This is a genomic window from Cellulomonas sp. NTE-D12, from assembly GCF_027923705.1.
Lineage (GTDB): Bacteria > Actinomycetota > Actinomycetes > Actinomycetales > Cellulomonadaceae > Cellulomonas.
In genome coordinates this window covers 153,240-178,676 of record NZ_AP026442.1, presented here as the reverse complement: position 1 = coordinate 178,676, position 25,437 = coordinate 153,240, and the positions used below count along the sequence as shown (strand labels likewise).

22 protein-coding genes are annotated in these 25,437 nt (G+C 71.0%); 8 read left to right on the top strand and 14 right to left on the bottom strand.

Annotation, left to right across the window (positions count from 1 at the left end; all coding sequences use genetic code 11):
- Positions 1–77 precede the first annotated feature (77 nt).
- Entirely contained in the window at positions 78–1,346 is a 1,269-nt protein-coding gene (locus QMF98_RS00780; RefSeq protein WP_337974209.1) for an MFS transporter, read from the top strand.
- Between the two features lie 4 nt (positions 1,347–1,350).
- Here the strand turns inward: QMF98_RS00780 and QMF98_RS00775 are convergent, their stop codons facing one another.
- The 3 genes from QMF98_RS00775 to QMF98_RS00765 all read right to left on the bottom strand — a co-directional run bounded on the left by QMF98_RS00775 (position 1,351) and on the right by QMF98_RS00765 (position 4,350).
- On the bottom strand, positions 1,351–1,530 hold the full coding sequence (locus tag QMF98_RS00775; protein WP_337974208.1) for a hypothetical protein: 180 nt from the start codon (positions 1,528–1,530) through the stop codon (positions 1,351–1,353).
- A gap of 28 nt (positions 1,531–1,558) precedes the next feature.
- Complete coding sequence (locus tag QMF98_RS00770; RefSeq protein WP_337974207.1) at positions 1,559–2,218, bottom strand: TetR/AcrR family transcriptional regulator; 660 nt, start codon at positions 2,216–2,218, stop codon at positions 1,559–1,561.
- A gap of 65 nt (positions 2,219–2,283) precedes the next feature.
- Complete coding sequence (locus QMF98_RS00765; protein WP_337974206.1) at positions 2,284–4,350, bottom strand: MDR family MFS transporter; 2,067 nt, start codon at positions 4,348–4,350, stop codon at positions 2,284–2,286.
- Positions 4,351–4,552: 202 nt separating this feature from the next.
- Here QMF98_RS00765 and QMF98_RS00760 point away from each other — a divergent pair, with 202 nt between their 5' ends.
- Together QMF98_RS00760 and QMF98_RS00755 are read left to right on the top strand one after the other, a co-directional pair.
- Positions 4,553–5,632 carry a methyl-accepting chemotaxis protein gene (locus tag QMF98_RS00760; protein ID WP_337974205.1) on the top strand — a complete coding sequence of 360 codons (1,080 nt, stop codon included), beginning with the start codon at positions 4,553–4,555 and terminating at the stop codon, positions 5,630–5,632.
- 320 nt (positions 5,633–5,952) lie between these two features.
- Positions 5,953–6,930, top strand: coding sequence for a patatin-like phospholipase family protein (locus tag QMF98_RS00755; protein ID WP_337974204.1), 978 nt, complete (start codon positions 5,953–5,955; stop codon positions 6,928–6,930).
- Between the two features lie 94 nt (positions 6,931–7,024).
- Here the strand turns inward: QMF98_RS00755 and QMF98_RS00750 are convergent, their stop codons facing one another.
- From QMF98_RS00750 to QMF98_RS00740, 3 genes are all read right to left on the bottom strand, one after another.
- A complete protein-coding gene (locus tag QMF98_RS00750) occupies positions 7,025–7,405 on the bottom strand; it encodes an ATP-binding protein (protein ID WP_337974203.1) in 381 nt (126 codons plus the stop codon).
- A gap of 263 nt (positions 7,406–7,668) precedes the next feature.
- A complete protein-coding gene (locus QMF98_RS00745) occupies positions 7,669–8,439 on the bottom strand; it encodes an ABC transporter permease (RefSeq protein ID WP_337974202.1) in 771 nt (256 codons plus the stop codon).
- A complete protein-coding gene (locus QMF98_RS00740) occupies positions 8,432–9,211 on the bottom strand; it encodes an ABC transporter ATP-binding protein (RefSeq protein WP_337974201.1) in 780 nt (259 codons plus the stop codon). The genes QMF98_RS00745 and QMF98_RS00740 overlap by 8 nt, the downstream gene beginning before the upstream one ends.
- Positions 9,212–9,520: 309 nt before the next feature.
- Here QMF98_RS00740 and QMF98_RS00735 point away from each other — a divergent pair, with 309 nt between their 5' ends.
- A complete protein-coding gene (locus QMF98_RS00735) occupies positions 9,521–10,792 on the top strand; it encodes an ATP-binding protein (protein WP_337974200.1) in 1,272 nt (423 codons plus the stop codon).
- A gap of 543 nt (positions 10,793–11,335) precedes the next feature.
- On the opposite strand, the gene QMF98_RS00730 is transcribed toward QMF98_RS00735, so the two are convergent.
- Positions 11,336–12,403: a PH domain-containing protein gene (locus QMF98_RS00730; RefSeq protein ID WP_337974199.1), complete on the bottom strand. Its 1,068-nt coding sequence runs from the start codon at positions 12,401–12,403 to the stop codon at positions 11,336–11,338.
- Positions 12,404–12,858: 455 nt separating this feature from the next.
- On the opposite strand from QMF98_RS00730, the gene QMF98_RS00725 reads away from it, so the two are divergent.
- Complete coding sequence (locus QMF98_RS00725) at positions 12,859–14,844, top strand: SPFH domain-containing protein (RefSeq protein WP_337974198.1); 1,986 nt, start codon at positions 12,859–12,861, stop codon at positions 14,842–14,844.
- A 317-nt stretch (positions 14,845–15,161) separates the two neighbouring features.
- Here the strand turns inward: QMF98_RS00725 and QMF98_RS00720 are convergent, their stop codons facing one another.
- A complete protein-coding gene (locus QMF98_RS00720; protein WP_337974197.1) occupies positions 15,162–16,070 on the bottom strand; it encodes a DUF4238 domain-containing protein in 909 nt (302 codons plus the stop codon).
- Positions 16,071–16,148: 78 nt separating this feature from the next.
- Here QMF98_RS00720 and QMF98_RS00715 point away from each other — a divergent pair, with 78 nt between their 5' ends.
- The gene (locus QMF98_RS00715) at positions 16,149–16,835 is read left to right on the top strand and encodes a DUF4304 domain-containing protein (RefSeq protein ID WP_337974196.1); all 687 of its coding nucleotides are present in this window, start codon (positions 16,149–16,151) and stop codon (positions 16,833–16,835) included.
- 854 nt (positions 16,836–17,689) lie between these two features.
- Here the strand turns inward: QMF98_RS00715 and QMF98_RS00710 are convergent.
- The 4 genes from QMF98_RS00710 to QMF98_RS00695 all read right to left on the bottom strand — a co-directional run bounded on the left by QMF98_RS00710 (position 17,690) and on the right by QMF98_RS00695 (position 20,429).
- The gene (locus QMF98_RS00710; protein ID WP_337974195.1) at positions 17,690–17,956 is read right to left on the bottom strand and encodes a hypothetical protein; all 267 of its coding nucleotides are present in this window, start codon (positions 17,954–17,956) and stop codon (positions 17,690–17,692) included.
- Between the two features lie 2 nt (positions 17,957–17,958).
- Entirely contained in the window at positions 17,959–18,315 is a 357-nt protein-coding gene (locus QMF98_RS00705; protein ID WP_337974194.1) for a hypothetical protein, read from the bottom strand.
- Between the two features lie 182 nt (positions 18,316–18,497).
- On the bottom strand, positions 18,498–19,739 hold the full coding sequence (locus QMF98_RS00700) for an ATP-binding protein (RefSeq protein ID WP_337974193.1): 1,242 nt from the start codon (positions 19,737–19,739) through the stop codon (positions 18,498–18,500).
- Between the two features lie 162 nt (positions 19,740–19,901).
- Positions 19,902–20,429, bottom strand: a complete 528-nt coding sequence (locus QMF98_RS00695) for a hypothetical protein (RefSeq protein ID WP_337974192.1) — start codon at positions 20,427–20,429, stop codon at positions 19,902–19,904.
- Positions 20,430–20,605: 176 nt separating this feature from the next.
- Between QMF98_RS00695 and QMF98_RS00690 the strand changes: the two genes are divergently transcribed.
- Both QMF98_RS00690 and QMF98_RS00685 read left to right on the top strand, forming a co-directional pair.
- Positions 20,606–21,115 carry a helix-turn-helix domain-containing protein gene (locus tag QMF98_RS00690; protein ID WP_337974191.1) on the top strand — a complete coding sequence of 170 codons (510 nt, stop codon included), beginning with the start codon at positions 20,606–20,608 and terminating at the stop codon, positions 21,113–21,115.
- 205 nt (positions 21,116–21,320) lie between these two features.
- Positions 21,321–21,992, top strand: coding sequence for a hypothetical protein (locus tag QMF98_RS00685; protein ID WP_337974190.1), 672 nt, complete (start codon positions 21,321–21,323; stop codon positions 21,990–21,992).
- 20 nt (positions 21,993–22,012) lie between these two features.
- Here QMF98_RS00685 and QMF98_RS00680 read toward each other — a convergent pair whose 3' ends face one another.
- Together QMF98_RS00680 and mobF are read right to left on the bottom strand one after the other, a co-directional pair.
- Positions 22,013–22,231 carry a helix-turn-helix domain-containing protein gene (locus QMF98_RS00680; protein WP_337974189.1) on the bottom strand — a complete coding sequence of 73 codons (219 nt, stop codon included), beginning with the start codon at positions 22,229–22,231 and terminating at the stop codon, positions 22,013–22,015.
- Between the two features lie 61 nt (positions 22,232–22,292).
- A complete protein-coding gene (gene mobF / locus QMF98_RS00675) occupies positions 22,293–25,205 on the bottom strand; it encodes a MobF family relaxase (protein WP_337974188.1) in 2,913 nt (970 codons plus the stop codon).
- Positions 25,206–25,437 lie beyond the last annotated feature (232 nt).

Below are 25,437 nucleotides of genomic sequence, written 5' to 3'. Positions count from 1 at the left end.
TGCTAGGGCGGCCCACGGTCCCGCCCGGTGAGCCCGACCGGCGCGGTGCGGGCGGCCGCGGTCCGTAGCATCGCCCGGTGCCCTCGCCGATCGGACCCGTGCTCCGCAACGCCGCCTACCGACGGCTGCTGACGGCGCAGGTGGTGTCCCTGCTCGGCACCGGCCTGGCCACCGTCGCGCTCGGGCTCCTGGCGCACGACCTCGCGGGCCGCCGGGCCGGTGCGGTGCTCGGCACCGTGTTCGGCATCAAGATGGTCGCCTACGTGGTGCTCGCACCGGTGGCGACCGCCCTGGTGGCCCGGCTGCCCCGGCGGTCGGTGATGGTCACCGCGGACGTGCTGCGGGCCGTCGTCGCCCTGGCGTTGCCGTTCGCCGGGCAGGTGTGGCAGATCTACGTGCTGGTGTTCGTGCTGCAGGCGGCGTCCGCCGTGCACACCCCGACCTTCCAGTCCGCGCTGCCCGACGTGGTGACCGACGAGCACGAGTACACCCAGGCGCTGTCGTTCTCCCGGCTGGCCGACGACCTGGAGATGGTGCTGTCCCCGATGCTGGCCGCGGCCCTGCTGCTGGTGGTGTCGACGCACGCGCTGTTCGTCGGGACCGGGCTCGGGTTCGCGGCCTCGGCGGTGCTGATCATGTCCGTCGTCGTCCCGCGTGCGGCCACCCCGGCCGCTGCGGACGAGGGCACGCCGTTCGAGGAGCTGCCGCTCGGCGCCCGCGTCCGCCACGGCGCCCTGCTGATGGCCCGCACCCCCGGCCTGCGTCCGGCGCTCGCGCTGAACCTGGCCGTGGCGGCGGCGGGCGCGTTCGTGCTGGTGCAGACGGTGGTGATCGCGCGCGACACCTTCGGGCAGAGCAACGACGTGGTCGCCCTGCTCCTGGCGGTCAACGGCCTGGGGTCGATGACGACGGCGCTGGCGCTACCGGCCGTGCTGCGCCGACGGTCGGAGCGCGGCGTGATGCTCGGCGGAGCCGTGCTGCTCACGGTGGCGACGTTCGCGGTGCCGCTCGCGCTCGGCATCCAGGCGCCGACGGCGGGGCTGGTGACCGTCGGCCTGGTGTGGCTCGCCGTCGGCGCCGGCTGGGCGGCCGCGGAGGTGCCCATCGCCCGGCTGATCGTGCGGCACGTGCCCGCCGGCGAACGGCACTCGGTGTTCGCCGCGCAGTTCTCCCTGTCGCACGCCTGCTGGCTGGTCACCTACCCGCTGGCCGGCTGGCTCGGCGCCGCGGGACTACGCGGTGCGGCACTGGTGCTCGCGGTGGTCGCCGCCGCCGCGACGGGAGCCGCCACCGCGCTGTGGCCGCGCAAGGCCGCCGTGCCGACCACCCCCGGCGGCGGCCGGTAGCCGCTCAGCGGCCGACGAGGAAGTGACCGACGCAGACGGCGGTCCACCCGGCGGCGAGCCAGCTCGAGGTGCGGAAGCGCCGCGTGCGCTCCACCGAGATGCCCCAACGCTGCCCGTACCGGCCGATGACCGCGTAGGTCACCGTGACGGTCGAGGCGACCACCGTCATCACCACCCAGAACATCGACCCTCCGCTGCCACCGCGCCGGTGCTCAGCGAGCGACGCCCGGCACCAGCACCGGCGCCAGGTCGGCGGCGAAGGAGTCCTCCGACTCCGCCCCGACCGCGACCAGGCGCGCCACGGTCTCCCGCAGCTCCCGCGCGGTCGGCGGGTGCGACGTGTACCCGCCGTCGGCGTGCAGCAGCAGCGCCGCGAACACCAGCGCGACGGCGAGCCGGGCGCGTTCCGGTGACGTGCGCTGCTCGGCGAGCTCGACGATCCGCTTGCGGAGGCTGACGGTCCACTGCTTCACCGCGGTCAGCAGGTCCGGCTCGAGGCGGATCAGCTCGCGCAGCCGCGGCAGGTCGTGGTCGTGCAGCTCGGCGGTGTCGGCGACCAGCAGGCACACGTCGTCCACCAGGGGCCCGTGCGCCGCGAGGAAGCGCTCCTCGTCGTGCGCCGCGAGGGCGGTGTCCGGCAGGCCCAGCGCGGCGGCCGCCTTCGACGGGTAGTAGTTGAAGAAGGTCCGCTCGGACACGGTCGCCTCGGCGCAGATGTCCGCCACGGTGACGTGCGGCAGGCCGCGCTCCATCACCAGCCGGCAGGCCGCGTCGTGGATCGCATGGCGCGTCTGCTGCTTCTTCTGCTCCCGCAGCGAGCAGGGCCGGTCCAGTCCCGGTGCGGCCGGGACGACCGTTGCTGGATGGTTCACGGCGCCTCCTCCTCGTCGGGCCGAGCCGGCGGGGACCCCGGCTGCCGGGGTCCCCGTCACGCTGATCATGCCCCGTGCGTGTGCACGGTTCCGCCACCGGGTCCCGTCGGGGCCCCGGCACCGACCGCGGCGTCGATCGCGTCGACCTCGAGGTCGTCGGCGGTGTGCAGGGCGTCGGCTCGCTCCTGCAGTGCGGAGCGCTGACGCAGCGGCGGCGTCTTGAAGAACCAGGTGAGGACGAAGGCCAGCAGCATCACGCTCAGGCCCACCCAGTAGACGGCCACCGCCGAGTCGTTGAACCCGGCGAGGAACGGCCTGGTCAGCCGCTTGTCGGCACCCTTGAGGAAGGACGTGTCCGCGGTGCTCGACGACGAGGTCGACGGGGCGGACGCGCTCTTCAGCTGGTCGATCATCGTCGGCACCACCTTGTCCACCACCGCACCCCGCTGCGTCGCGTCGGTGTAGTCGACGGCGAGCTTGCCGTCGGCCACCGTGACGCCGGCCTGCTGGGCCGCCGCCGCGAGCGCCTTCTGCTCGGCCGCCGGCTTGGCCGCTGCGACCTGGCTGTCGATCACGGCCTGCGCCCGCGCGGCCGGCAGAGCACCGGCGGCGACCTGGGCCTGGACGGCGGCGGTCACCTGCTGCGTCACGGCCGCGTCCGCGGCCTGCGTCGCGGCGGCGGTGCCCTGGTCGAGCCCCGTCTGCACCTGCGCCTTCACCGGGGTGACGATCGGGTTCCAGATCTGGTTCATCACGCCCTGGTTGGCCGGTGCGGAGGCGACCGACGGGGTCAGTGCGGCGTCCAGCGCGCTGGTCAGGTCGGCCTTGTTCTGCATCGCACCGCTGACCTTGGTGGGCATCAGCGCGAACAGCACCGACAGCAGCACGGCGGTGCCGAGCGTGCCGCCGATCTGGCGGAAGAACGTCGCCGAGCTCGTGGCGACGCCCATGTCCGTCACCTCTACCGCGTTCTGGGTCGCCAGCGTGAGGGACTGCATCAGCTGGCCGAAGCCGAGGCCGATGAAGAACATCGCCATCATCAGGAACCACAGCGGCCGGTCGACGGTCATGAACGTCAGCACCAGGTAGCCGCCGGCGGTCACGAGCGTCCCGGTGATCGGGAAGATCCGGTACTTGCCGGTGCGCGCGATCGCCTGGCCGGAGCCGACCGAGGCGATCATCAGGCCGCCGACCATCGGCAGCGTCGCGAAGCCCGACTCGGTGGGCGTCAGGCCGGTGACCAGCTGCAGGTACAGCGGCAGGGTGAGCATCGCGCCGAACATGCCGAAGCCGACCAGGAAGCCGAGGACCGTCGACATGGAGAACGTCGACGACCGGAACAGGCGCAGCGGGATGATCGCGTCTGCCTTCATGATCGTCTCGGCGACGAAGAAGGCGATGAGCCCCACCACGCCGATCACGTAGCAGGTGATCGCGGAGGCCGAGGTCCAGCCCCACTCACGGCCCTGCTCGGCCACCAGCAGCAGCGGGACCAGGGTGACGACGACGGCGGACGCGCCCCACCAGTCGATGCGCGGCGCGGTGGTCTTGTGGAACTTCGGCAGGTGCAGGAACGCGAGCACCATGAACATCGCGCCGACGCCGACCGGGACGTTGATCAGGAACACCCAGCGCCAGCCGGCGATCCACAGGATCTGCGACGCGTCCGCGAACACGCCGCCGATCAGCGGGCCGACGACGGCGGAGACGCCGAACACGGCGAGGAAGAAGCCCTGGTACTTGGCGCGCTCCCGCGGCGCCAGCATGTCGCCCATGATCGCCAGCGGCACGGACATCAGCGCGCCCGCGCCGATGCCCTGGAAGGCGCGGAACGCGGCCAGCATGATCATCGAGGTCGAGAACGACGACAGGAACGACCCGAGGATGAAGACGGTCAGGCCGAAGATGTACAGCGGCCGCCGGCCGAAGATGTCGGAGAGCTTGCCGTAGATCGGCGTCGCGATCGTCGACGTGATCAGGTACGCCGTCGTCACCCACGCCTGCTGGTTCAGGCCGTGCAGGTCGTCGCCGATGGTGCGGATCGCCGTGCCGACCACCGTCTGGTCGAGCGACGACAGGAACATGCCCGCCATGAGCGCGTAGATCACCAGCATGATCTGGCGCTGGGTCATGACGGGGGCCGCAGACGTACCTGCGGGCCGTGCGGGAGCTGCGTGGGGCACGACGGGACCGACTCTCTCGTGGGCTGGGAGCCCGCTCACCGCGGGATCACCGCGTTGCAGGCTGTGCAACTTTACACACTCTGCAACTTCTCAGCACCCACCGCGTGCTGCCGATAGGCGTAGCAGAGGTCACGCCTAACGAAGGGTCGCCATGTTCCGCCGCCGGTCCCGCACCACGTCGTCGTCGAACGGGTTCGATGCCCAGTTCATCCGCGCGGGCGCGTTCGACGTGTTCCTCGCTGCGCCGGCCGCCATCCTGGTGACGGATGCGGAAGGCAAGATCGTCGCCCGCAACCGGGCGGCCGACGCCCTGGCCGCTCGCGTGGCTGCGGAGCGCGGCGAGGCGGTGATGCCGGCGCTGCGCAAGGAGCTCGGCGCGATCATCGCCCACGAGAGGTCCTTCCCTGTGACCCGGGTGGTCACCGTCGAGGAGGCGGGGCGCCGCGCGTCGGCGCGCACCACGGTGGACCGCCTGGCCGACGGGTTCGTCGTCGTGTGGGCCGACGACACCGAGGCGACCGAGAACCTCCGCGTCACCAAGTCGGTGGCCGGAGAGCTGTTCAGCTCCTCCGGCTCGCTGACCGAGCTGAGCGACCAGATCGCCGCCGTGTCCGCGGACGTGTCCAACCGCGCGGACGCCGTCGCGGCCGGTTCGCAGCAGATGTCCGCCAGCATCCGGGAGATCGCCGTCGGCGCGGCCGCCGCCTCGAAGGGCACGGCCAACGCCGTCCGGATCGCCGGGGTGGCCAACGAGCGGCTGGCCAAGCTGGGCGAGTCGAGCGACCGGATCGGCGCCGTGACCAAGCTGATCTCCGCGATCGCCGACCAGACCAACCTGCTCGCACTGAACGCGACGATCGAGGCCGCCCGCGCCGGCGAGGCCGGCAAGGGGTTCGCCGTGGTGGCCAACGAGGTCAAGGACCTGACCGGCCGCACCCGGACCGCCGCGGCGGAGATCACCGAGATGATCGGCGCCATCCAGGCGGACAGCACCGATGCCGAGAAGGCGATCACGGACATCCTGAAGCTGATCAACGAGATCGAGCTGCAGCAGGCGGCGCTCGCGAGTGCCGTGGAGGAGCAGACGGCCGTCGCCAGCGAGATGAGCTCCGGCGTGGCCGCGGTGGCCGACGGCGCCACCAGCTCGGCACACGTCAGCGCCCTGCTGCGCGAGTCGGCCGGCGTGGTCGCGACCAACGCCGCCCAGCTGGACTCCCTGGTCACCGCATAGGGACGGCCCTCGACCGGGCCGATCCGTCCCCAGGATGCCGCCGGCCGGTGCAGGCTCGGACCATGCGCACCCTCGGTGGGACGTCCACGCGGTGAACCCGAATTCGATGGACGGGAGCACCCGCGGGCCGCGATAGTGGGCGGGCAGTCCGGAGACCGTGTCGTCGACGCGTGGACGTCCGGACGGCCAGGACCGATCGACAGGAGGTGAGACCCATGTCGGCAGTACCCGCATCGGGTGCTCCCTCGAGGTCGGCGACCGCGCAGCTGCGTTAGTCGTTCCGGGAGCGCCCACCAGGCATCTCCCGAGAGGCAACTGACATGAACGCACCTTCCTCGTCCTCGTCCTCGTCCCCCCGTCCGTCGGCTGCCGGGCGGGCGCTCGTCGTCGCCGGCGGCGGCGCCGCGGGCAACGCCTGGGCGATCGGTGTCATCGCCGGGCTGGCCGACGCCGGCGTCGACGTCACGGTGGCCGACCTGATCGTCGGGACGTCGTCCGGCGCCACCGTCGCGGCGCAGATCACCGGCGGTCCCCGACCTGCGGAGCTCTACTCCGCCATCGTCGAGGAGCCGCCGCTCCCGGACGCGCACGCCCGCACCGGGACCGTTCCCGGTAACGGCGCGGGCGCCGGGAACGGTCCCCGGAACAGCGCAGGTCACGGCCCTGCCCGGGGTGTCTCCGGCGCCGGCTACCTCGCCTGGTCCGACGAGGTGATCGCGTCCGCGGCGGACGCCGCGGACATGCGCCGCCGGATGGGCGCCGCGGCGCTCGAGCGGGACGCGTCAGACGGAGCGGCGGGCGCACGCTGGCGCGACGTCGTCGCCGGCCGGCTGCCCGGCACCGACTGGCCGCAGCAGCGAGTGGTGCTGGTCGCCGTGGACGCCCGCACCGGCGAACCCGTCGGGCTCGACCGGGACAGCGGCGTGGACCTGGTGGACGCCGTCGCCGCCAGCACGTCGGCGATGGTGCCCTACCCGATCGGCGAGCGTCGCTACCTCAACGGCGGCTACCGGCGCAGCGAGAACGCCGACCTCGCCGCGGGGTACGGGCGGGTGCTGGTCCTCTCACCCTTCGGCGGCCGGTCCCGCATGCCGGCCGCGTGGCGGATGGACCTCGCCTCGCAGGTCGAGGAGCTGCGCGCCGGTGGCAGCGAGGTGGAGACGGTGTTTCCCGACGCAGGCGCCGGTGACGTGTTCGACGCGAACGCCCTCGACCCGTCGACGCGCCTGCAGGCCGCGCGAGGAGGCCACGACCAGGGACGACGCCTCGCGGACCGGCTGCGCACGTTCTGGGTCTAGGTCCGCGGGCGGCCCGGGGCCAACCGGTTCCGGGCCGCCCGGACCTCTCGGCGGCCGGCACGTCGATGATCGAGCGGGTCGCGCGGCCTCCGGATCAATCGGCGCACGCGACGTGGAACCACACCGTCTTGGCCCCGCCGCGCCCGCTGTCGACGCCCCACGCGGCCGCCAGGCGGTCGATCAGCATGACGCCGCGGCCGCCGAGCGCCCACGGCTCCACGTCCCGGACCACGGGCCGACCACGGCTCTGGTCCGTCACCGCCACCCGCCACTGCCCGCGCACCTGCGACACCGCGACGGTCACCGTCCCGCGGTCCGGCCCGTGCCGGACCGCGTTGGTGACGGCCTCGGTGGTCAGCAGGGCGATGGTGCTGACGCAGGCCTCCGGGCAGCCGGCACGACGAGCCCACGCCACCACCCACCGGCGGCTTGTGGGGATGCCGTCGAGGGCGGCCGTGAAGCTCAGAGAGTCCACGACCCGTCTCCCCGTCTGCAGGCGGTCGGGACACCGGCACGGCTCCCCACCGACGTCCGTGCACGGGTGCGCCCGTCCCCCGGCGTGTCCCCCCGCACACGAGCCATCGATCGATCATGGCCCGCCGCCGCGGTCCGCACCTCTTGAGAACACGGGTGCATCCGTGGCGGCCCTGCCGGCGGCTACCCGCGCGAGGTGCGTGGCGAGGAACGGCAGCCCCTCGGCGACGCGGCGGACCACATCCGAGCGTGCCTCGTCGGGACTCAGCGGACCGTCCAGCGGAACCACCGGACGCCGATGAACCCGAACACCACGGCGTACCCGACCGACGCGACCAGCCCGATCACCTGGTCGGAACCCCAGGCGACGCTGCCGGTGGCGGCGCTGAAGAGGTTGGACAGGCCGCCGACGGGCGTCCAGCCGGCGATCGTCTTGAACGTGGTCCCCAGCAGGCCGGAGGAGCCGACGAGGCCGACGACGAGCAGCAGCGCGAACAGCACCCGGCTGAACGCGTTCACCTGGCCCGAGGTCGTGGTGAGGCCGACGATCGCCTGCCCGATCGCCAGGAACACGAGCGCGCCCAGCAGCGAGATCGCCAGGACCAGGAGCCAGTTCGAGAAGCCGAACGTGAGGTGGTGGCGCACGCCGCCGAGGCCGAGGACCACCAGCGACATGACCAGCGAGAGCACCAGCTGCACGACGATCCGGCTCACCGAGACCGTCCACATCGGCACGGGCGTCACGCGCATCCGCTGGAACACGCCGGACTCGCGGTCACGCGCCACGGCCATCGGGTACCCGAACAGGCCCGACGCCATCAGCCCGTACGTGATCGCCAGGCCGATCAGGTACCCCGGATCGAGAACCTGTCGTCGCCCGCTGCCCGCACCGGTGATGAACAGCATCGCGACCGGCAGCACGATCGACAGCAGCAGCGCCTGCCGGTTGCGCAGCAGCACGGTGGCGTCGGCGCGCAGCAGCGTGCGCATCGCCAGGCCGACCGGCGGCGGCTTCAGGAGGGTCGTCTCAGTCACGGATCTCGTCCCCCGTCAGGCCGATGAACACGTCCTCGAGCGTGACGTCGCCGTGCGCCGCGCGCAGCACCCGCGGGTCGGTGCGGTGCTGGTCGACCAGCTCGGCGGGCGTGCCCAGCGCGACGAGCCGACCGTGGTCGATGATCGCGACCCGGTCGCACACGGCCGAGGCCTCCTCCATCGAGTGGGTGGTCAGCAGGATCGAGCCGCCCTCGCCTCGCGCCCGCTCGATCTGCGACCACAGCTGGCGCCGGGCCTGCGGATCCAGGCCTGAGGTGGGCTCGTCGAGGAGGAGCAGTGGCGGGTCGTGCAGCATCGCGACGAGCAGCGAGAAGCGCTGCTGCTGTCCGCCGGACGTCTGCTTGTAGCGCTTGCCCGCCTCGTCCGCCAGGCCGGCACGGCGGAGCCGCTGGTTCAGCTCGTCGCCGGACAGCGTGAGCCCGTAGAGCCCCGAGTACAGGCGCAGGATCTCGGTGAGCGTCAGCTCCGCCTGGAAGCTGGACGCCTGCAGCTGGACGCCGATGAGCGCGCGCACGGCGAGCGGCTCGCTCGTCGCGACGTGTCCCACGACCTTCACCGCCCCGGCCGCGGGGTTCAGCAGCCCCTCGATCGCCGAGAGCGTGCTCGTCTTCCCGGCGCCGTTCGGCCCGAGCAGACCGAAGATCTCACCACGCCCGACGCTGAGGCTCAGACCGTCGACCGCGGTGTACGACCCGTACCGCACGACGAGACCGTCGACCTCGAGGATCGGAGCTCCTGCCGCGTCAGCCACAGGCCGACCTCTCTCGCCCACGCCGGAAATGACCTGCGAAATCGTGGCGCCGCAGCCTGTGAATTTCCCGAGAGCCGAGAGGGTGATCGTCGCCGTTCGCAACGACGGTCGAGCGGCCTCTTGGCCCGGGACTCAGATGAGCTCGACGACTCGCCAGGGCCCGGTCTTCCCACGACGCGTGGGGGCGGCGAGTATCCGCCCGTGTCGTGCCGGCCACGCTGCTAGCTGTCGTGCTCGCGACGTGCGAACTGTCTGATTCGACCACTGCTAACTGACTGATTCACCGCGTGCCACCTGTAGGATAGCCGCATGCCCTACGTCCGGCGGATCGTCGATGATGAGCTGGACGAGCTGTTCCCGCAGGTCCCCGCCATCGCCATCGACGGCCCGAAGGCGGTCGGCAAGACGACCACGGCGGAGCAGCGGGCCCACGGGCTGCTCCGACTGGACTCGCGTGCTAACCGGGAATCGATCCAAGCCGACCCCGAGCTGGTCCTGACCAGAGCGCGCCCGCTGCTGATCGACGAATGGCAGAAGGTCCCCGAGGTGTGGGACGTCGTACGCAGGGCCGTCGACGAGGACCGCAGCGGGGGCCAGTACCTGCTGGTCGGAAGCGCGGCACCGGCACCCGGCGCCACCGCTCACTCCGGCGCCGGCCGCATCGGCCGCCTGAGGATGCGGCCGATGACGCTCTCCGAGCGAGGCGTCAGCGAACCGACGGTGAGCCTGCGTGGCCTGCTGTCGGGAGCGCGGGGCCCACTGGACGGCTCGTGCCCACTGCGCCTGGCCGACTACACGGAGGAGATCCTCGCGTCCGGCTTTCCCGGTCTGCGGGGCCTGACCCCACGCGCCTTGAAGTTCCAGCTCGACTCCTACCTGCGCAACGCGGTCGATCGTGACGTCCCCGAGCAGGGCTTGGCAGTGCGCAAGCCGGACTCCATGCTGGCCTGGCTCCGCGCCTACGCCGCGGCCACGTCGTCGACCGCCAGCTACTCGAGCCTGCTGGACGCCGCGACCCCCGGACAGGACGACAAGCCCGCTCGCAGCACGAGCATCGCGTATCGCGACGTGCTCACTCAGCTGTGGCTGCTCGATCCGGTACCTGCATGGGCGCCGCTCGGCAATCCCCTGGCGCGTCTTGGTCAAGCACCGCAGCACCACCTCGCAGACCCGGCTCTGGCCGCTCGGCTCCTCGGCCTCACCAGCGACGCTCTCCTCGATGGCGAGGGGACACCGATCGGCCCGCAGGCGGGCACGATGCTCGGGCACCTGTTCCAGTCGCTCGCCGCTCTCTGCATCCGAGTCCCGGCTCAGGCCGCGGAAGCGAACGTCGGCCATCTGCGAACCCGAAACGGCGACCACGAGATCGACCTCGTCGTCGTCCGCGACGACGGCAAGGTCCTCGCCATCGAGGTGAAGCTCGCCACCACGGTCGACGACCGCGACACCACTCACCTGCACTGGCTCGCCGGCCATCTGGGCGACGCGCTGCTCGACGCGATCATCGTCAACACCGGACCGAGCGCCTACCGCCGACCCGACGGGATCGGCGTGGTCCCCTTGGGACTCATCGCGGCGTGAGACGTCCCCGGTCAGCCCGAGGTGAACCGAGCGGAGGCCGCGCGCGCCGTCGCGACGGCGGCCATCAGGCTCGACAGACCGGCCACCACGAGGACCAGCGTGAGGAGCGCGAGAACGAGCGAGCCGGCTGACCGGTCTGAGGCGTTGCCTAGGTGGATGGCGGTGTAGCTGGCGAAGAACCCCCCCTCCCGAGGGGCGCCACGGTGTGGTCCCCCTACAAGCGGGAGCGCGGGACGACGAGCAACACGCGACGGCGAGCGGATGACCGAAGGTCGTCGCGGAGGACGAAGGCAGCCAAGGTCGTGCCACGCGCGCGACGATCCTCAGCAGCGATAGACAGACCGATAGACAAACCGGTGACATCCGGCCGGTGACATGGCCGTCTCTCGGGTTGGCTATCGGTCAGCCGGTGACATGCGCGTGAGGTCCCCACGCGGAGACGTGTGCACCGAGGCTGCAACATGCGACGGATCGGTCGATCGCTGTGCCGATGTCCCCGGCGCGCAGCTCAGCGGTGCGCTCCCGGTCGCCACCGTGACCCGCTCAGGGCTTGCGGTGCCGCCCCGAGCCGGTGGTGGCAGCGTGCCGCTGGGCGAACAGCAACCAGCGTGACCATTTGGCGTAAGCGCCCGCCAGGAACAACCCCACGACGCCGACCGCTCCAGACCTGATCCGGTCCCCGGCATCTGGCTTCACGCCGACCAGCCGGGCAAGGGTCGGCTCTCGCGGATCCGACTGCACCTCGACGACGTCGCCGACGGCATAGGTGCCAGAGGGGTGGCCGGGGTCGACGAAGACGGCGCGCGGTGCGATAGCCGGCCAGGTGACCTTCACCTGGCCGGGGACGGCCAGCACCGTGGCATGGACGACGATTCCGCGCTGCTGCAGCACGTAGTTGTTCCACAGGTCGTCGCCGAGGAATCCGAGGACCCCCAGCGCGAGTGCAGCGAACAGGAGAGCCACCGCGCCGCTCAGCAGCGGTGACGACGAGTGCCGCAGCTCGCCGACGACGAACGCTTCGACGCGAGACATCGTCCACGGGAAGGGCAGAGGCAGCGCGGCGGCGTCGCGTGGCTCGGGCTCGTTCGAAATGGATCGCATCGTCGACGCGTGCGCGTGGTCGTGGGCGCCATGGACCCGCGCCAGGTGGTCAATCGTCGCCGCCACCACATCGGCCCGCGTTCGCGCTCGCGACCACGTGCTGATGTTCGCCTTCTGCACAGCCCAGACGGTGACGGAGGGACGGCCGTAGCGCGTGATCCTGATGCCGTCGTACCCGGGGATGGTCTCGCGGACCTCCGCCCACGGGATCTCGACGGTCTGAAGTGGATTGCGGACGGTGAGTCCGGCAGCGGTCGCCTCGAGCGAGGGGTGCAGTCCCATTCGCCAGAGGAGCACGACGAAGACCAGGGCGACGGCCGCGGCGAGCGCGGCTGCTGTCCGGTCCGCGTCCGGCCACCAGAGCACCCAGGCGGTCACCGCCGCAATCGCGGCGAGACTGAGGCCGGTGCCGACCCGGGCGACGAGCAGCGCGGGGCGGCCGACGCGCCAGACGACAGGCAGCGCCGGCTCTTCACCAGGTTGCGGTCCAGCTTCCGTGCGCGGCGCCACGACGCCGAACGTAGACGCCGCCGATGCGTCAGGTGTGGCTTTCGACGGGCCGCGGAGGTGACCCGTCGCGCCGCGAGCGCGGGCCCCTTCGGCGGGCCAGCGCTCGCGGTCGGTGGGACTGCGACCACCCTGGTCGGCCCCGCTGCACGGCGATGGCCCGTCTGAGCTCGTGGACGCCAGTGCCTCCGACGAGTCTCACCCCGAGTGCGAGTCCGCCATAGGTGAAGGGGTCTTCGGGCCGGCGACGGAAGCGACGGCCGGCCGGAGCGATGCGCTGTCGTTGGCCCTGCGCAGTGTCGACGCGCACGCATGGTTCGGGCCGGCGAATCCCCCTCGCGCGACCGCGGCCAGGTGGATACTTCAGCCGGCGCCAGGGGGCGCCCCCGCTGCAGGAGGAACACGTGCCTTTCTCGTCGCCAGGGGGCGCTGCGGCGCTCATTGTCATCGTCGTTCTGGTGGTCGTTCTCATCCGGTCGTTCCGATTCATCGGGGCGGCCGAGGTCGGACTGGTCAACAAGAGGTTCGGACGCCGGTTGACCGCCGATCAAGCCATTGCGTTCCATGGTGAGGCCGGCTATCAGGGCAAGCTGCTGATGCCGGGTCTGCGGTTCAAGCTGTGGCCCGTCTTCTCCGTGACCAAGCACCCCTGGGTCCGCGTGTCGCCCGGAGAGATCGGCGTCGTCATCTCCCAGCTCGGCGCGCCCCTGCCGATCGGTGCCAAGAGCGCACAGTACAAAGACGTCTTCGCCAACTTCACCGACCTCGACACGTTCTTGACCGAGGGCGGCCAGAAGGGTGTCCAGCGACCCGTGCTCCCGCCGGGTTCGCTGCTGCCGCTGCACCCCCTCGCCTTCCTCGTGCTCACCGCCAGCAGGGTGTACGGAGTCCCGATGTCCGGCGGCGCGCGGCGGGCTGCGCCGGCTGCCGAGAGCTTCGGCCTCATGCCGGAACAGCTGCGGGTCACGTTCGTCCAGCCGCAGGCCGACCAGGACGTGGTCGCCGTGGTGACGACCCTCGAGGGCCTCGCACCGGAGGGTGGCGACATCGCCAGCCGGCTCGGCGGCTTCCAGGACATCACGGACCTCGAGGCGGCGGATGCGCCCGATGCCGAGAAGATCGAGGCGATCCTGGCGAGCAAGAACGGGCAGCACAACAACTACCAGGACTACCAGGCGTTCCTCGACCACGGCGGACGCATCGGCCTGCAGCACGACCCGCTGCTGTACGGGTCCTACCTGCTGAACCCGTTCCTGGTCAGCGTGGAGCTGGTGCCGATGCTCGTCGTGCGCCAGGGCGAGGTCGCCGTGATCAAGGCGTACGTCGGGCTGCCCACCGTGGACACGTCGGGCGAGGACTTCAAGTTCGGCTCGATCGTGCGGCCCGGCCACCGCGGCATCTGGAACGAGCCGCTCCGGACGGGCAAGTACGCGATCAACCCGCGCCTGTATGCCGCGGAGATCGTGCCGACCTCCATCCTCACGCTCAACTGGGCCAACGAGACCTCGGCCGCTCACAACCTGGATGCGGCGCTGAGCCCCATCGACGGAAAGTCCCGCGAAGGATTCGTCTTCGGGATCGACCTCCAGGTGCAGATCCACGTGCCCGACTCGCATGCGCCGAAGGTGATCTCCATGGTCGGCACCATGCAGAACCTGGTGAACGAGGTGCTGCAGTCGGCAGTGGGCAACTACTTCCGCAATGCGCTCCAGGAGCTGCCGGCCGTGCAGTTCATCGAGACGCGCGATGTCGTCCAGCAGAAGGCGCAGGAGTACATCACGGGCTACCTGACGAAGTACGAGGTCGAGACACGTGGGGTCTACATCCAGGACGTCATCTTCCCGCCCGAGCTCGTGGCCGTCCTGACCGAACGCGAGATCGCGAACCAGGAACGCGTGACGTTCGAGGAGCAGCAGCGCGCCCAGGCGGTCCGCGTCGACCTCGAGCGGGTGCGCGGGACTGCCGACATGCAGAAGGAGCTCGCCCAGGCGAACGTCAACGTCGACATCCAGAAAGCCGGCGCAGCCGCCAGGAGCGCAGCCGCCGAGGGCGAGGCCTCGTTCGTCCGGCTCACCGGACAGGCGGAGGCCGACAAGCGTCGCGCCATCGGCCTGGCCGAGGCGAAGGCGATCGAGGCGCTCGGGCTCGCGAAGGCCGCCGGCTACGAGGCCCAGGTCCAGGCCCTTGGCCAGTCCGCGACTGCGGCCGTCGCGGTCGCCGGGGCGGTCGCCGACGGTCAGATCAAGATCGTGCCGGAGGTCCTCGTCGGAGGTGGCGACGCCAGCGGAGCGATCACCGGGCTGGCGGCAACCCTGACAGGCACCCTGCGGAACTGGGGTGGGCCGTCGATCCTGTCGCCGGCAGATGTGGCTGCGGAGCCTGTCGCGAACGTCGAGGCAGACGATCCGGCTCCGGTGGCGGGTGCCGGCGAGAGCGCGGAGTAGGGCCCGGCCCGGCGTCGACGGACGCCGGGCCGTCGACGCGGAAGCCGCTCAGCCCTGAGGCCGCCAGGTGGTGGACCGTCGGGCCGCCTCGAAGACCGCCTCGACCGTCGCGTCCTCTACTTGTGTCCAGCGGGAGGACCGCCGTGCGCCTGCCACCGGAAGCGGCGCCCCGGAATCGGCCACACGAGGTCCGAAAGGCTGAGGCCGTCACGGTCGTGCCTCTCGGGCCCTTGAAACGCTCGTAGTTGCTCGGCGCTGAGGCCAGCGAAAAGTCCGGCCTCCTTGACCATGTCCTCACCTGTGCGTGGGTTGAGCTCCTATCTCCGTACGGGCGGGAGCTTCAGACCGCGAAGGACCTCTCGGTCGTCTGGGTGGTGGTAGACGGCACGGCGGGCATTGGCTGCGACGCCAGCGTTGACCCTGTTAGCGAGGGCCGCGTTCCCCGGGACACGCATGTCAGGGAGGTCTGGCGAAGCACCGATAACCAGGGCACTCCTGCGATCGAGAGGTACCGCGAAGCCACCAGCGGTCGCCAGCCCGATGCCCTCCCACTCGGCCGCGCCGGGGCGCGGCAGCATGACGACGGGGTGGTCCGACGTCACCAAGGCCTTCCGCTCGAAGTAGTCGAGTGACCATTGCTGGTCGTAGAGCATGTGCGCGGTGGGCGACAACGTCTCCGAGATGGAAGTCAGGTGGCCCGCAACGTCGTCCGACATCTCGGTGCCGCCCGTCTGGGTGAGGTCGTGCCACTCAGCGTCGAGCCGGTCATCACTAATCGCTTCGCCTTCGGACTTCTCGATGTGGCGTCGGAGCGCAGCCTTGCCGGATGTCCCGACGACGAGCCGGATCATGAGGGCGTTGACGTTCGTCCGAGTCGTCCGGATGCTCTCCGAACGAAGGTGCTGGAGCGCGACCCACAGCGCGAGGACGGCTTTGTCGTCCTTGTCGAGTGGCCACCGCGAGGCCGGATCCAACGCGCGCCGGAGGGCAGGCGCCGCCAGGCCCTCCACCTCGCCGAACGCGTGCTCGAAGAAGTCGTCGAGCTCCCCGTCACCCCAGTCCAGTGAGTAGAAGTCCTTCACTACCGTGGCATCGCTGACCCCCACCGAGTGAGCGCTTGAGGGATCGGCCAGTGGAACGCGGACCAACGTCCGCCCTTCCGCGGCGAAGCCGGCAAGGTAGAACCGCGAGACGGTGTGTTGCCGCCGCACGAGCTTGTCTGCCACGCAACCGATTCTGGCGCCTGAACGTCGAGCCGAGAGTGATCAAGACGTGAAGCGCTCCGATCCGGAACAATCGCTCTCGTGGCAGCGCCGACCGCGGAGTCCGAGCGGATGCGGGACATCGTGACCCGGCACGCGCCGACGCTCAAGGAATTGGGCTTCCGGAAGCGCGGGCACTGCTTCAACCGCACGGTGGGCGACGGGATGGTGCACGTCGTCTACTTCTGGATGGCACCCAAGGAGCCGCTGGCCTGGACGCCGGTCCCGGGACTGCGCGAGAGGCGCTACGGGTCCTTCCGTCTCGACTTCGGTGTCTATGTGCCGGAGATGACCCGCAGCCACCAGCCGCGTGGTCCGTGGATCAACGACTACGACTGTCATCTCCGACGGACGATCGGCCAACTCGTGACAGGCGACGGTGCTTCGGACTTCTGGTGGATGCTGGACGATCCATCGGCCGCCGCTGCGGCCGGTGTCGCACTGGAACGTCACGGACTCCCCTGGCTCTCCCAGTTCGAGGACCGCGCCTCTCTGCTCGCGGCCTTCGAGAGTCACGGCGCCACAGCCATCGGGATGAGCCCAGCGGGTCCGCTCGACATCGCGGACGTGCTCCGCGCCGTGGGCGACGTGAGGCGGGAGCGGAGAGCCCTCGAGGAGTACGTCGCATCGCCGGTCCTGCCAAATCACGCAAGCTACCTGAGAGAGCACCTCCAGCGCCGCGGTCACGGCGATCTCATCGAGCGCATCACGACTCGGTCCCCGGCTTAGCGGTGCGCTGCGACCGCTTTGAGCCGCTGAGCAACGCAGGGCTGGGAGTGATCTGCGGTGATGTGCCGGACCAGCTACGAGTACATGCCCGGGGCAGGATGTCGTGAGGGCGCTCGGTCTGGGCGTGTCGAGCCAAGACGGCACGATCCTCGAGGGTCGTTTCGACATGATCACCGTGTGGACGTCGTCGCCCGATCCCTCGTGGCTGAGGTACCACCCGTCAGTTCGATACCCGGTTGGCTCTGACCTGGGGAGATGCTGGAGCGGGTGACGGGAATCGAACCCGCGCTCTCAGCTTGGGAAGCCCACACAGTAGGGGTTTCGGACGTTCAAGACCGGGTAAAACTGCTGGTCAGACGAGTGCGACTCTACACCGAGCGGCACCCGTAGGGCCCTCTGGGAACCCCGTTAAGGCACGTAAAGGCATGCCTTAAGGGGCTGACATCATGGTGTTTCGGGGCCGCTGCAAGCCGCCGACCTGCTCGTTCGATGACGCTCGTGCGCTCGAGGCGACGAGCTGCGGTGCTCGGTCAGGCACGGAGGACGTCCTGGGAGTCGCCTCACCCGGGCCGGTGGTGCTCGCTAGCGACTGCAAATCGCACGAGGATGCTCCGGCGATCAACCGTTCCCGACGGCTGCCAATTGAGTAGTGCGAGTGCTTCTCCGCACCGCACTTTAGGCGCGACCACCTCATTGCGGCACAAGTATTCTACCTGTGAGTAGATTGTCTACAGCGCCCCGTCGAGGTCGATGAGGACCACGAACTCCCCGCAGCTGGCACCGTCACGGTCCCTGCACCGGCCTGCGGCTGATTGGCTCAGGGTCCGGGGCGGCCGGGCGATCGGCAGCCAATGTCAGCCGACCAGCATCGCCCTGAGCGCCGCGAGGCTGTATGGGAGCGCCCCCAGAACCAGCCCGGCGCCCAGCGCGAGCGTGACGATCCGACGCCGCGCCGACCAGAGCCAGGCTCCAAGGGCGACGCCGACCCCGCCCGCGACGAGTGAGCTGAGGAACAGCGCAGGCGACGTGACGAGACTGGCGAGGAAGCCGCCCCAGAGCCACGGGCTGCGAACGACGCTCCTCACCAGGTGGTGTTGTGCACCTCGGGTGTCCGGATACATGGTCACCCCTGACGTTCCGCGGGACGGTGGCGCGCGGTTCCTCGAGCGAGCTGCGCCGCTGTCGCGACGACGGAGACAAGCGCGATCAGATTGCCGAGGTACGCGAACCCGGTCGGAGCCGCCAGCGCGGCGACCACCAGACCGATGACGATCAGGCTCGTCCATCGTCGGCGGTACCCGGTCACCGCGCCCACGAACCCCACCGTGGCCACTGCGGAGGCGGCGGCAAGGAGGCCGGACGCGTAGCCGAGCGCCACCCACCACGCGATCAGGACCGCGAGGCCCGCGCCGGCGAGGCCCAGCCGCGTCACCCAGCGAAGCGCGGCGCGGCTCGACCACAACGACACCGTCGCCGACATGAGGGTGACGCTAGCGGCTGTCTCGCAGCCCTGCCGCGTGGTGACGCCGTGGTTGGTGTCGTCCTAATTAGCTGAAAGCACCTTATGAACCACAGTGGTCAAATAACGCGCCCCAAGCCAGGCTGCAGCCTTCCGACCGCAGCCGTGACGGCCGCCAGCAGTGCGCCACACAAGGACTGGCCTCAGGGACCAAGGTTGAGGATCGAGGTGACGACGACGCCATCCGCTCGGCGGTAGGAAGGCCCGGTGGCCGTCACGACGGCGAGCGCGGATGGCGGAGTTCGCATCCGCTCGGCGAGCCGAAGCATGCTCGATGCAGCCCCGTCGATGATCTCCGGGCGGCCGGAGAGCTTGACCTCGACCCCTATCCAGCGATCGTCGCGGACGACGACCGCATCGAACTCGGCGGTGGTGTCCTGGTAGGCGAAGACGTGAGCGTCGACGGCCTGGGCGTAGACCGACAGGTCTCGGAACACAAGGCTCTCGAACAGCTGCCCGAACGTCTCGGGGTCGGCCACCAATGCCTCAGGTGTGGCGCCCATCGCCGCCGCGGCGAGGGAGGGGTCGACGAGGTGGCGCTTGGGCGCTCGCCGCACCTGCGCGGACGACCGCATGTGCTGCCCCCAGGCGGGCTGCTCGACGTACAGCCACAGTCGCGCCAGGGCGTCCAGGTAGTTGTCCAAGGTCCGGGGCGCAAGGGTCTGCCCGTCGCCGGTGATGTCCGCCTGCAGCGTCCGGTTGGTCACGTAGGTTCCGGCGTTGCGCGCCAGCGCGAAGATCAGCGCGGTGACCTTGCGGGGGTCCCGGCGGACGCCGTCGAGCGTGACGATGTCGGCGCCGGCGATCGTGGCCAGGTAGTCGCGATTGGCGTTGAGCGCATCCCCCAGGTCCCGGTCGAGGTTCCCCGGCCAACCGCCTCGGCACAGCAGCTGCGCCACGCCAAGCAGGTCGACGTCGCTGCCCGCACTGGTGGCGGGCTCGCCGTCGAGAAGCGCCCGCAGCGACACCTGGCCATTCGACCGTTGCTGCTCGTACAGCGACATCGGCAACATCCGCACCCGGGAGAACCGGCCCGTGCCGGTGTGCCGCGTGACGTCGTCCGTAGGGGTGGCGGACCCCGTGAGGATGAACTGTCCGCTGGCTTGTCGGTCGTCGACCGAGTGACGCACGGCGTTCCACACCTCAGGAACCAGCTGCCACTCGTCGATCAGCCGGGGCGTCTCCCCCGCGAGCAGCAGGCCGGGGTCGACCTGGCCGGCTGCACGAAGCTGCGGAGACGCATCGAGGCGCACGAGGCTGGCGGCCTGCTGCCGCGCCGTGGTCGTCTTGCCGCACGCCTTCGGACCTTCGAGCACGACGGCACCCGCGGAGCGAAGGCCTCGGGCGAGCTGGTCGTCCACCAGCCTCGGGAGGTAGGTAGCCATCTTCCCCTCAGATGCCGATAATAGTTGACCTTGAGCACCACACTAGCGCCTTGGTTCGTGTGCTCGACCACCGCGGCCACGCCTTGCGCGATTCCATCCGGTAGGAGTCGAACGACGGTCCACGACGGCGGCTGGCGAGTGCTTCTGGTCGAGGTCGGTTCGTCAGTCGTACTCGCGCATCTCGAGGTCTTCGGCCGCAGTGCGCACGCGGCGCCCAGCTCGACCGCTGCCGTCGATCGCTGCCGCAGTGGGGCAGACCCGCTTCCCGCATGAGCATGCCCCGCGCGCCGGGACGTGCTCGCGTGCGACGGCGACGAGGACCTCCTGGAGTTCGTCGCGTGATTCGTAGGCGGCGGCCGCCTGTTGCCGCCCGTCGCGGCGTGCGTGGTCGATCTCCGCGGCGACGTGCCGGAGCTCGCGTCTCGTAGCCGAAAGCGCCCGGGCCATCGTGACCATGCGCTGCTTGTAGACCGCGGAATGTGCCTCCGCACGCGCCAGCCGCTGCGGCAAGGGTTCATGCGGGGCGGGATGGTGGTCGACACATTGCGGGCACCAGGTGGGTGGCACGGGGTCGGCACTGTTGTACCTGGCGGCAAACGGCAGCGCGCAGCACTGGCAGCGCAGCTCGCCCTCGACCCATTTCTCCTCGCCAGAGAAGCCGACGCCGAACGGATTGTTGCGGATAGGCACAGGGACCACCTCCGAGCCTGACGGTAGTCAATGCCGCCGACACCTTGCGCCGAGGCCGATCGGTGAACAGGTGCCGACCACAACGAGGCGATCTGCGCTACACATCGTCAGGTCCCCAGACTCCATCGCTGGCATCAATAGACGACGCCTTATACCTCTAGCAGTATGCTGTTCGCGTGGAAGCCGCCACGCTGATCCGCACGAGCCGCGAGGCCGCGGGCCTCAGTCAGGGCGCCTTGGCGGCACGAGCCGGCACCTCGCAGCCGGCAGTCTCGCGGTATGAGGCCGGTGCCAGCTCGCCATCGGTCGAGACGCTCGACCGGCTCCTCGCGGCGATGGGAGCGCGCCTGGAGCTGAGCGTCGCGGCCGCCCCACGCCACCTGGACGTACGCACACCGCGGATGGCGAAGCTGCGCGCGAACCGCGAGCGCGTCCGCCGCGTCGCTCACCGGCACGGCGCCTCCAACGTGCGGGTCTTCGGGTCGGTCGCTCGCGGCGAGGACGGCCCGGACTCCGACGTCGACATCCTCGTCGACCTCGACGTCCGCACCCGCGGCCTGCTCCCGCTCGCCGCGATCGCCGACGACCTCTCGGTGCTTCTCGGAGAGCGTGTCGACGTCGCGCCGGCCGACGCGCTGGCGCCGCACGTCGCCGAAACGGCGCTGGCCGAGGCGGTGCCACTGTGAGCCGCTCGGACCGGTACCGGCTCGGTGACATCCTCACGGCGATCGACGCTATCGACCGCGCCGAGGTGATTGCGCAGCGGTACAGCCAGTCCGGGCCACGATCGGCGGACCGCCTCCGCACAGCGTGTGAGGCGCCGCTCGTAGCCGACGCCGACTAAGTGCGCTTCCTGCAACAGACGCAGGCGGCGCCGGACATACTCATGCGATGAGCGCCGACGCGCCGCGGTTCGAGTTCGTGATGGTCCCCGATTCGAAGGACGCGCGTGACTTCGTCGAGATGTCCAGCCACGCGGCCGATCTGGTGCAGGCGCGGGAAGCGCTGGAGTTGGCAGTACGAAGCAAGGATGACGTCAGTTCGACGCTCGACCGCGCCACGGAAGCCCTTATAGCCACGGCCGCCATGGCCTATTGCCGCGCTTTCTTCCACTCCGAGCGGCGTCGTCTGGTGACCGACTTCGTCAAGATTCCTGAAGCGCTCCGCGACACCCATCAGCTCGTCAGGATGTTCAGGAACCGCACTATCGCGCACTCCCAGTCGGAGTTGTCGGTCACCTATGCGGTCGCCGTGCTCGACGCCGAGACGCTTGAAGTCCGCGACGTCACCGCGCCAACGGTCTTGAGCACGATGCCCTCCGAGCGGGTGCGGGACTTCTTCGAGCTCGTCACCACAGTTCAAGAGCTGCTCGACAAGGCGATCGAGCCGGTCCGGAGCCGGCTCATGGCAGAGATAGAGGCCGTGGATCGCGCGGCCCTCGTCCGGAACGGTCCGAGGCCGGCGGCGAATGTCGTGTCGGCGGCGAACTTCGACCCTGCGGCGACCCGTCGGCGTTACCCAACGTCGCATCCGATCTACCTGGCTACTGAGAGCGGCGGCTGACGCCCAGTCTGGCTCCAGCCTCACCGCCGCCCGAGGTGCGGGACGACGCGCGCCGGTCGCAGGAAGTCCTCTAGGTCCGTGCGGCGGATGCGGAGGACCCGGTCGCCGACCTTGACGGCGCGGAGCTGGCCCTCGGCGATGAGCTTGCGGATGAAGCGGTCGGTGACGGCGAGCTCGTCGGCAGCCTGGGCGACCGTCAGGTACGGGGCGCGGGACGGGTTGGTGGTAGTGAGGGTCATCGCGGGTCTCCTTCGGTGATGGTGCTTCCGGTAGCGATCGGTCGGAGTAGTGGCGGGGCGGTCAGCGGCCGAGTGAGCGGTCGAGGGCGTGGGCAGGCCGGACCGGCGGCGGTGGCAGGGCGGCGGGCGGTGCCGCGCGCCGCGGCTGGACCGGGCGACGCTCGGCACCGCCGACGACGACGGGCTCGGGTCGCCATGTCGGCACCCGCGATGGCACCGGGACCGGTTCCCCCGGGTGGTTCGCGGCCCACGTCTCGGTCGCGGTGGCCGGGATGCGGTTGGTGGCCAGGACGGTGCGCAGCGTCTCGTCGGCCTCCTGACGTCGGGACGGGCCGGGTGGGCAGTCGGCGTCGAACGGACCGGTTGGGACGTAGAGCTGGTTGTGGTCGCGGCCGCGGGTGACCGCCACGTAGAGGTCTTCGCGGGCCATCGCGGCGCTGACGACGGTGTGGGTGGTGTCGACGGTGCGCCCCTGGGAGCGGGCGGTGGTGGTGGCGTAGCCGAGCTCGACGTGCTCGCGGACGTAGCCGGCCGGCAGCCGGACGTCGGCACCTGGCTGGTCCCGATGGTCGGCGGGTCGGACGGTCAGCGACCCGTCGGGCGCGGTGGCGGTCACGTCCCACAGCGCGCCGTTGCGGACGAACCCGTCGGTGGTGCGCAGCCGGCGGTCGTTGTGCCGGGTCACCACCCGGTCCCCCACGGTGGCCACGGTCTGGTCGGCCAGTGGGACACCGCCGTCGCGGCGGGCGCGGCCGTCCAGGACCGCCGCGGCGTGGGCGCGGGCGTTGAGCTCGTGGACGGTGCGGGTGTCGGCGGCCTGCAGCAGCACCACCTTCCCCGCGACCGCGTCCTGCCCGGCGGCGAGCACGGCGGTGTCCAGGACCTCGTCGGGCGCCCCCACGGTGATCCGGCCCTGCGACCGGTAGACCGCGATGGCGCGGGCGTCGCCGGCGCGGATCTGCAGGACGGCAGCGGCCTCCCACGGCTGGGTGAACCGGTGCAGCGCGGTCAGCTGCGCGGTGGCGTGCCGGTGCACGAGCATGCCGAACCCGCCGCCGGGGCCGACGGCGGGCCGTTGCTCCGGGTCGCCGACCAGCACGATCTTGGCGCCGGCGTCCTGCGCCTGGCCGGCGAGTGTGGCCAGCGTGGGCGTGTCGGCCAGGGACGCCTCGTCGAGCACGACGAGCTGCCCGCGGGACAGCCGCCATGCCTGCACCTGCGACATCAGGTCGACGATCCGCGCCTCGAGCTGGTCGCTCGCCTCAGTCGGCGTCAGCGGCAACCGGGCCGCCAGCTCGCGCGCCTCGGCCGCTCGTTCGTCGTTCCGGGGCTGCTCGAACAGCCACTTGGCCGTGGTCTCGGCGCGGATCCCGAGCGCCTCGCCGAGCACGTGCGCTGCCGTCGCCGACGGCGCCAGGGCGATCACCGACGACCCGTAGACCGACTGCCAGGCGCCGATCACCGCCCGCAGCGTGGTCGTCTTGCCCGACCCGGCCGGGCCGACCACGGTGTCGATCACCTGCCCGGACCCGAGCACCGCGGCCGCCGCCCGGCGCTGGTCCTCGCTCAAGCCGGGGTAGCGGGCCAGCTGCCGCGCGATCTGGACCGGATGCGGAACTCCGAGGCCCGTCGGCGCCATAGCCCGGTTCAACAGCTCCTGCTCGGCCGCGAGGATCGCCGGGGTGGTGAACTTCTCCTCCCCTATCCGGCGGACCTGCCCGTCGTCCAGCCGCACGCAGCACCCCGCCGCCGCGGTGACCAGGGTTCCGACCAGCGCGATCCGCTCGTCGGGCGAGGCCATCGGCAGCACCCGCGTGGCGCGCGCCGCGGCCGCGGTCAGCGTCCAGGTGCTGAAGACGGCGGCACGACCCTGCACGTCCGCAAGCACCTGGTCCACCAGAGCGGCGCGCATCGGCCCGGCCACGTCGTGCACGTGCAGGCTCCGCCCGTAGTCCCCGACCAGTGCCCGCGCGGCCAGGTCCCGCGGCTCCAGCCCGGTCAGCGCCCGAGCGCGGTTGGCCCACTCCTCGAACAGCTCTCCGAGCGGCCGCAGCACCTTCGCCGGGCGGGTCGAGCGGGTCAGCAGCCCGCGGGCCTTGGTGACCTCGACCGGGTCCGGCGTGCGGCCATGCTTCAGGACGAACGTCGTCTCCCACGCCTGCTGGGCGGCGTCCACCTGCGCGCCGCGGCGGGAGAACAGGTCGAGCACCTCGTCGGACAGGCCCTGCAGCGCCAACGTCGGGTTTCGCCGCGGACCGCGGTCGCGCAGCTCCCACCTCACCCCCAGCCGCCGGCTCAGCTCGTCGGCAAGGAACCCGTCGTACAGCTCGCTGGCGGAGACCGTGGCCTGCAGCAGCGTCCGCCCGTCCAGCGCCCGCCACGTCCCATCCGGGGTCTGCACCTTGTTGGCGATCACCAGGTGCGTGTGCAGGTTCGGGTCGTTCAGCCGCGAGTCGACGTGCTCGAACCCCGCCGCCACCACCCCGAGGGTCCGCACCTGGCGCGACCCGCCGGCCCCGACGCGGGTCCGGATCGCCTTGTCCTCGAGGAACGTCAGCGCCTGGGCCCGCGCGCTGCGGTGCGCTCCGACGACAGCCTCGCGGGTGGCCGCGTCTCCGAGCGCCCACAGCACGGAGGCGGACTTGGGCACGGTGAAGACGAGGTCGAAGCCGGCGACGGGCTTGCCCCGGCCCACGTGCAGCGCGTCGAACGGGATGCCGAGCGCGTCCCCGGTCGACGGGTCGCGACCGTCGCGGAACAGGCGGGTCATCGCCTCTCGGGTGACCGGGTCGCCGCGACGCACGTCGGCCAGACCCTCCAGGCCGCGGCCGAGCCACACGCCCTGTTCCGTGCCCGACGCGGCGTAGTAGGCGGCCAGCGCCTGGCTGCGGGACATCTCGATGTCACCGGTCGCAACCTGGCGCGAGAGGTACTCGTACCCGTCGCCGACCGTCAGCTTGGCGATCGCCAGCATCGCGACGCACCCCCTCTCGAGGGGCGCCACGGTGTGGCCCCCCTAGAAGCGGGAGTGCGGGACGACGAGCAACACGCGACGGCGAGCGGATGACCGGAGGGCGTCGCGGACGACGAAGGCAGCGGAGGTCGTGGCACGCGCGCGACGATCCTCAGCAGCGATAGACAGACCGATAGACAAACCGGTGACATCCGGCCGGTGACATCTCGGTGACATGGCCGTCTATCGGGTC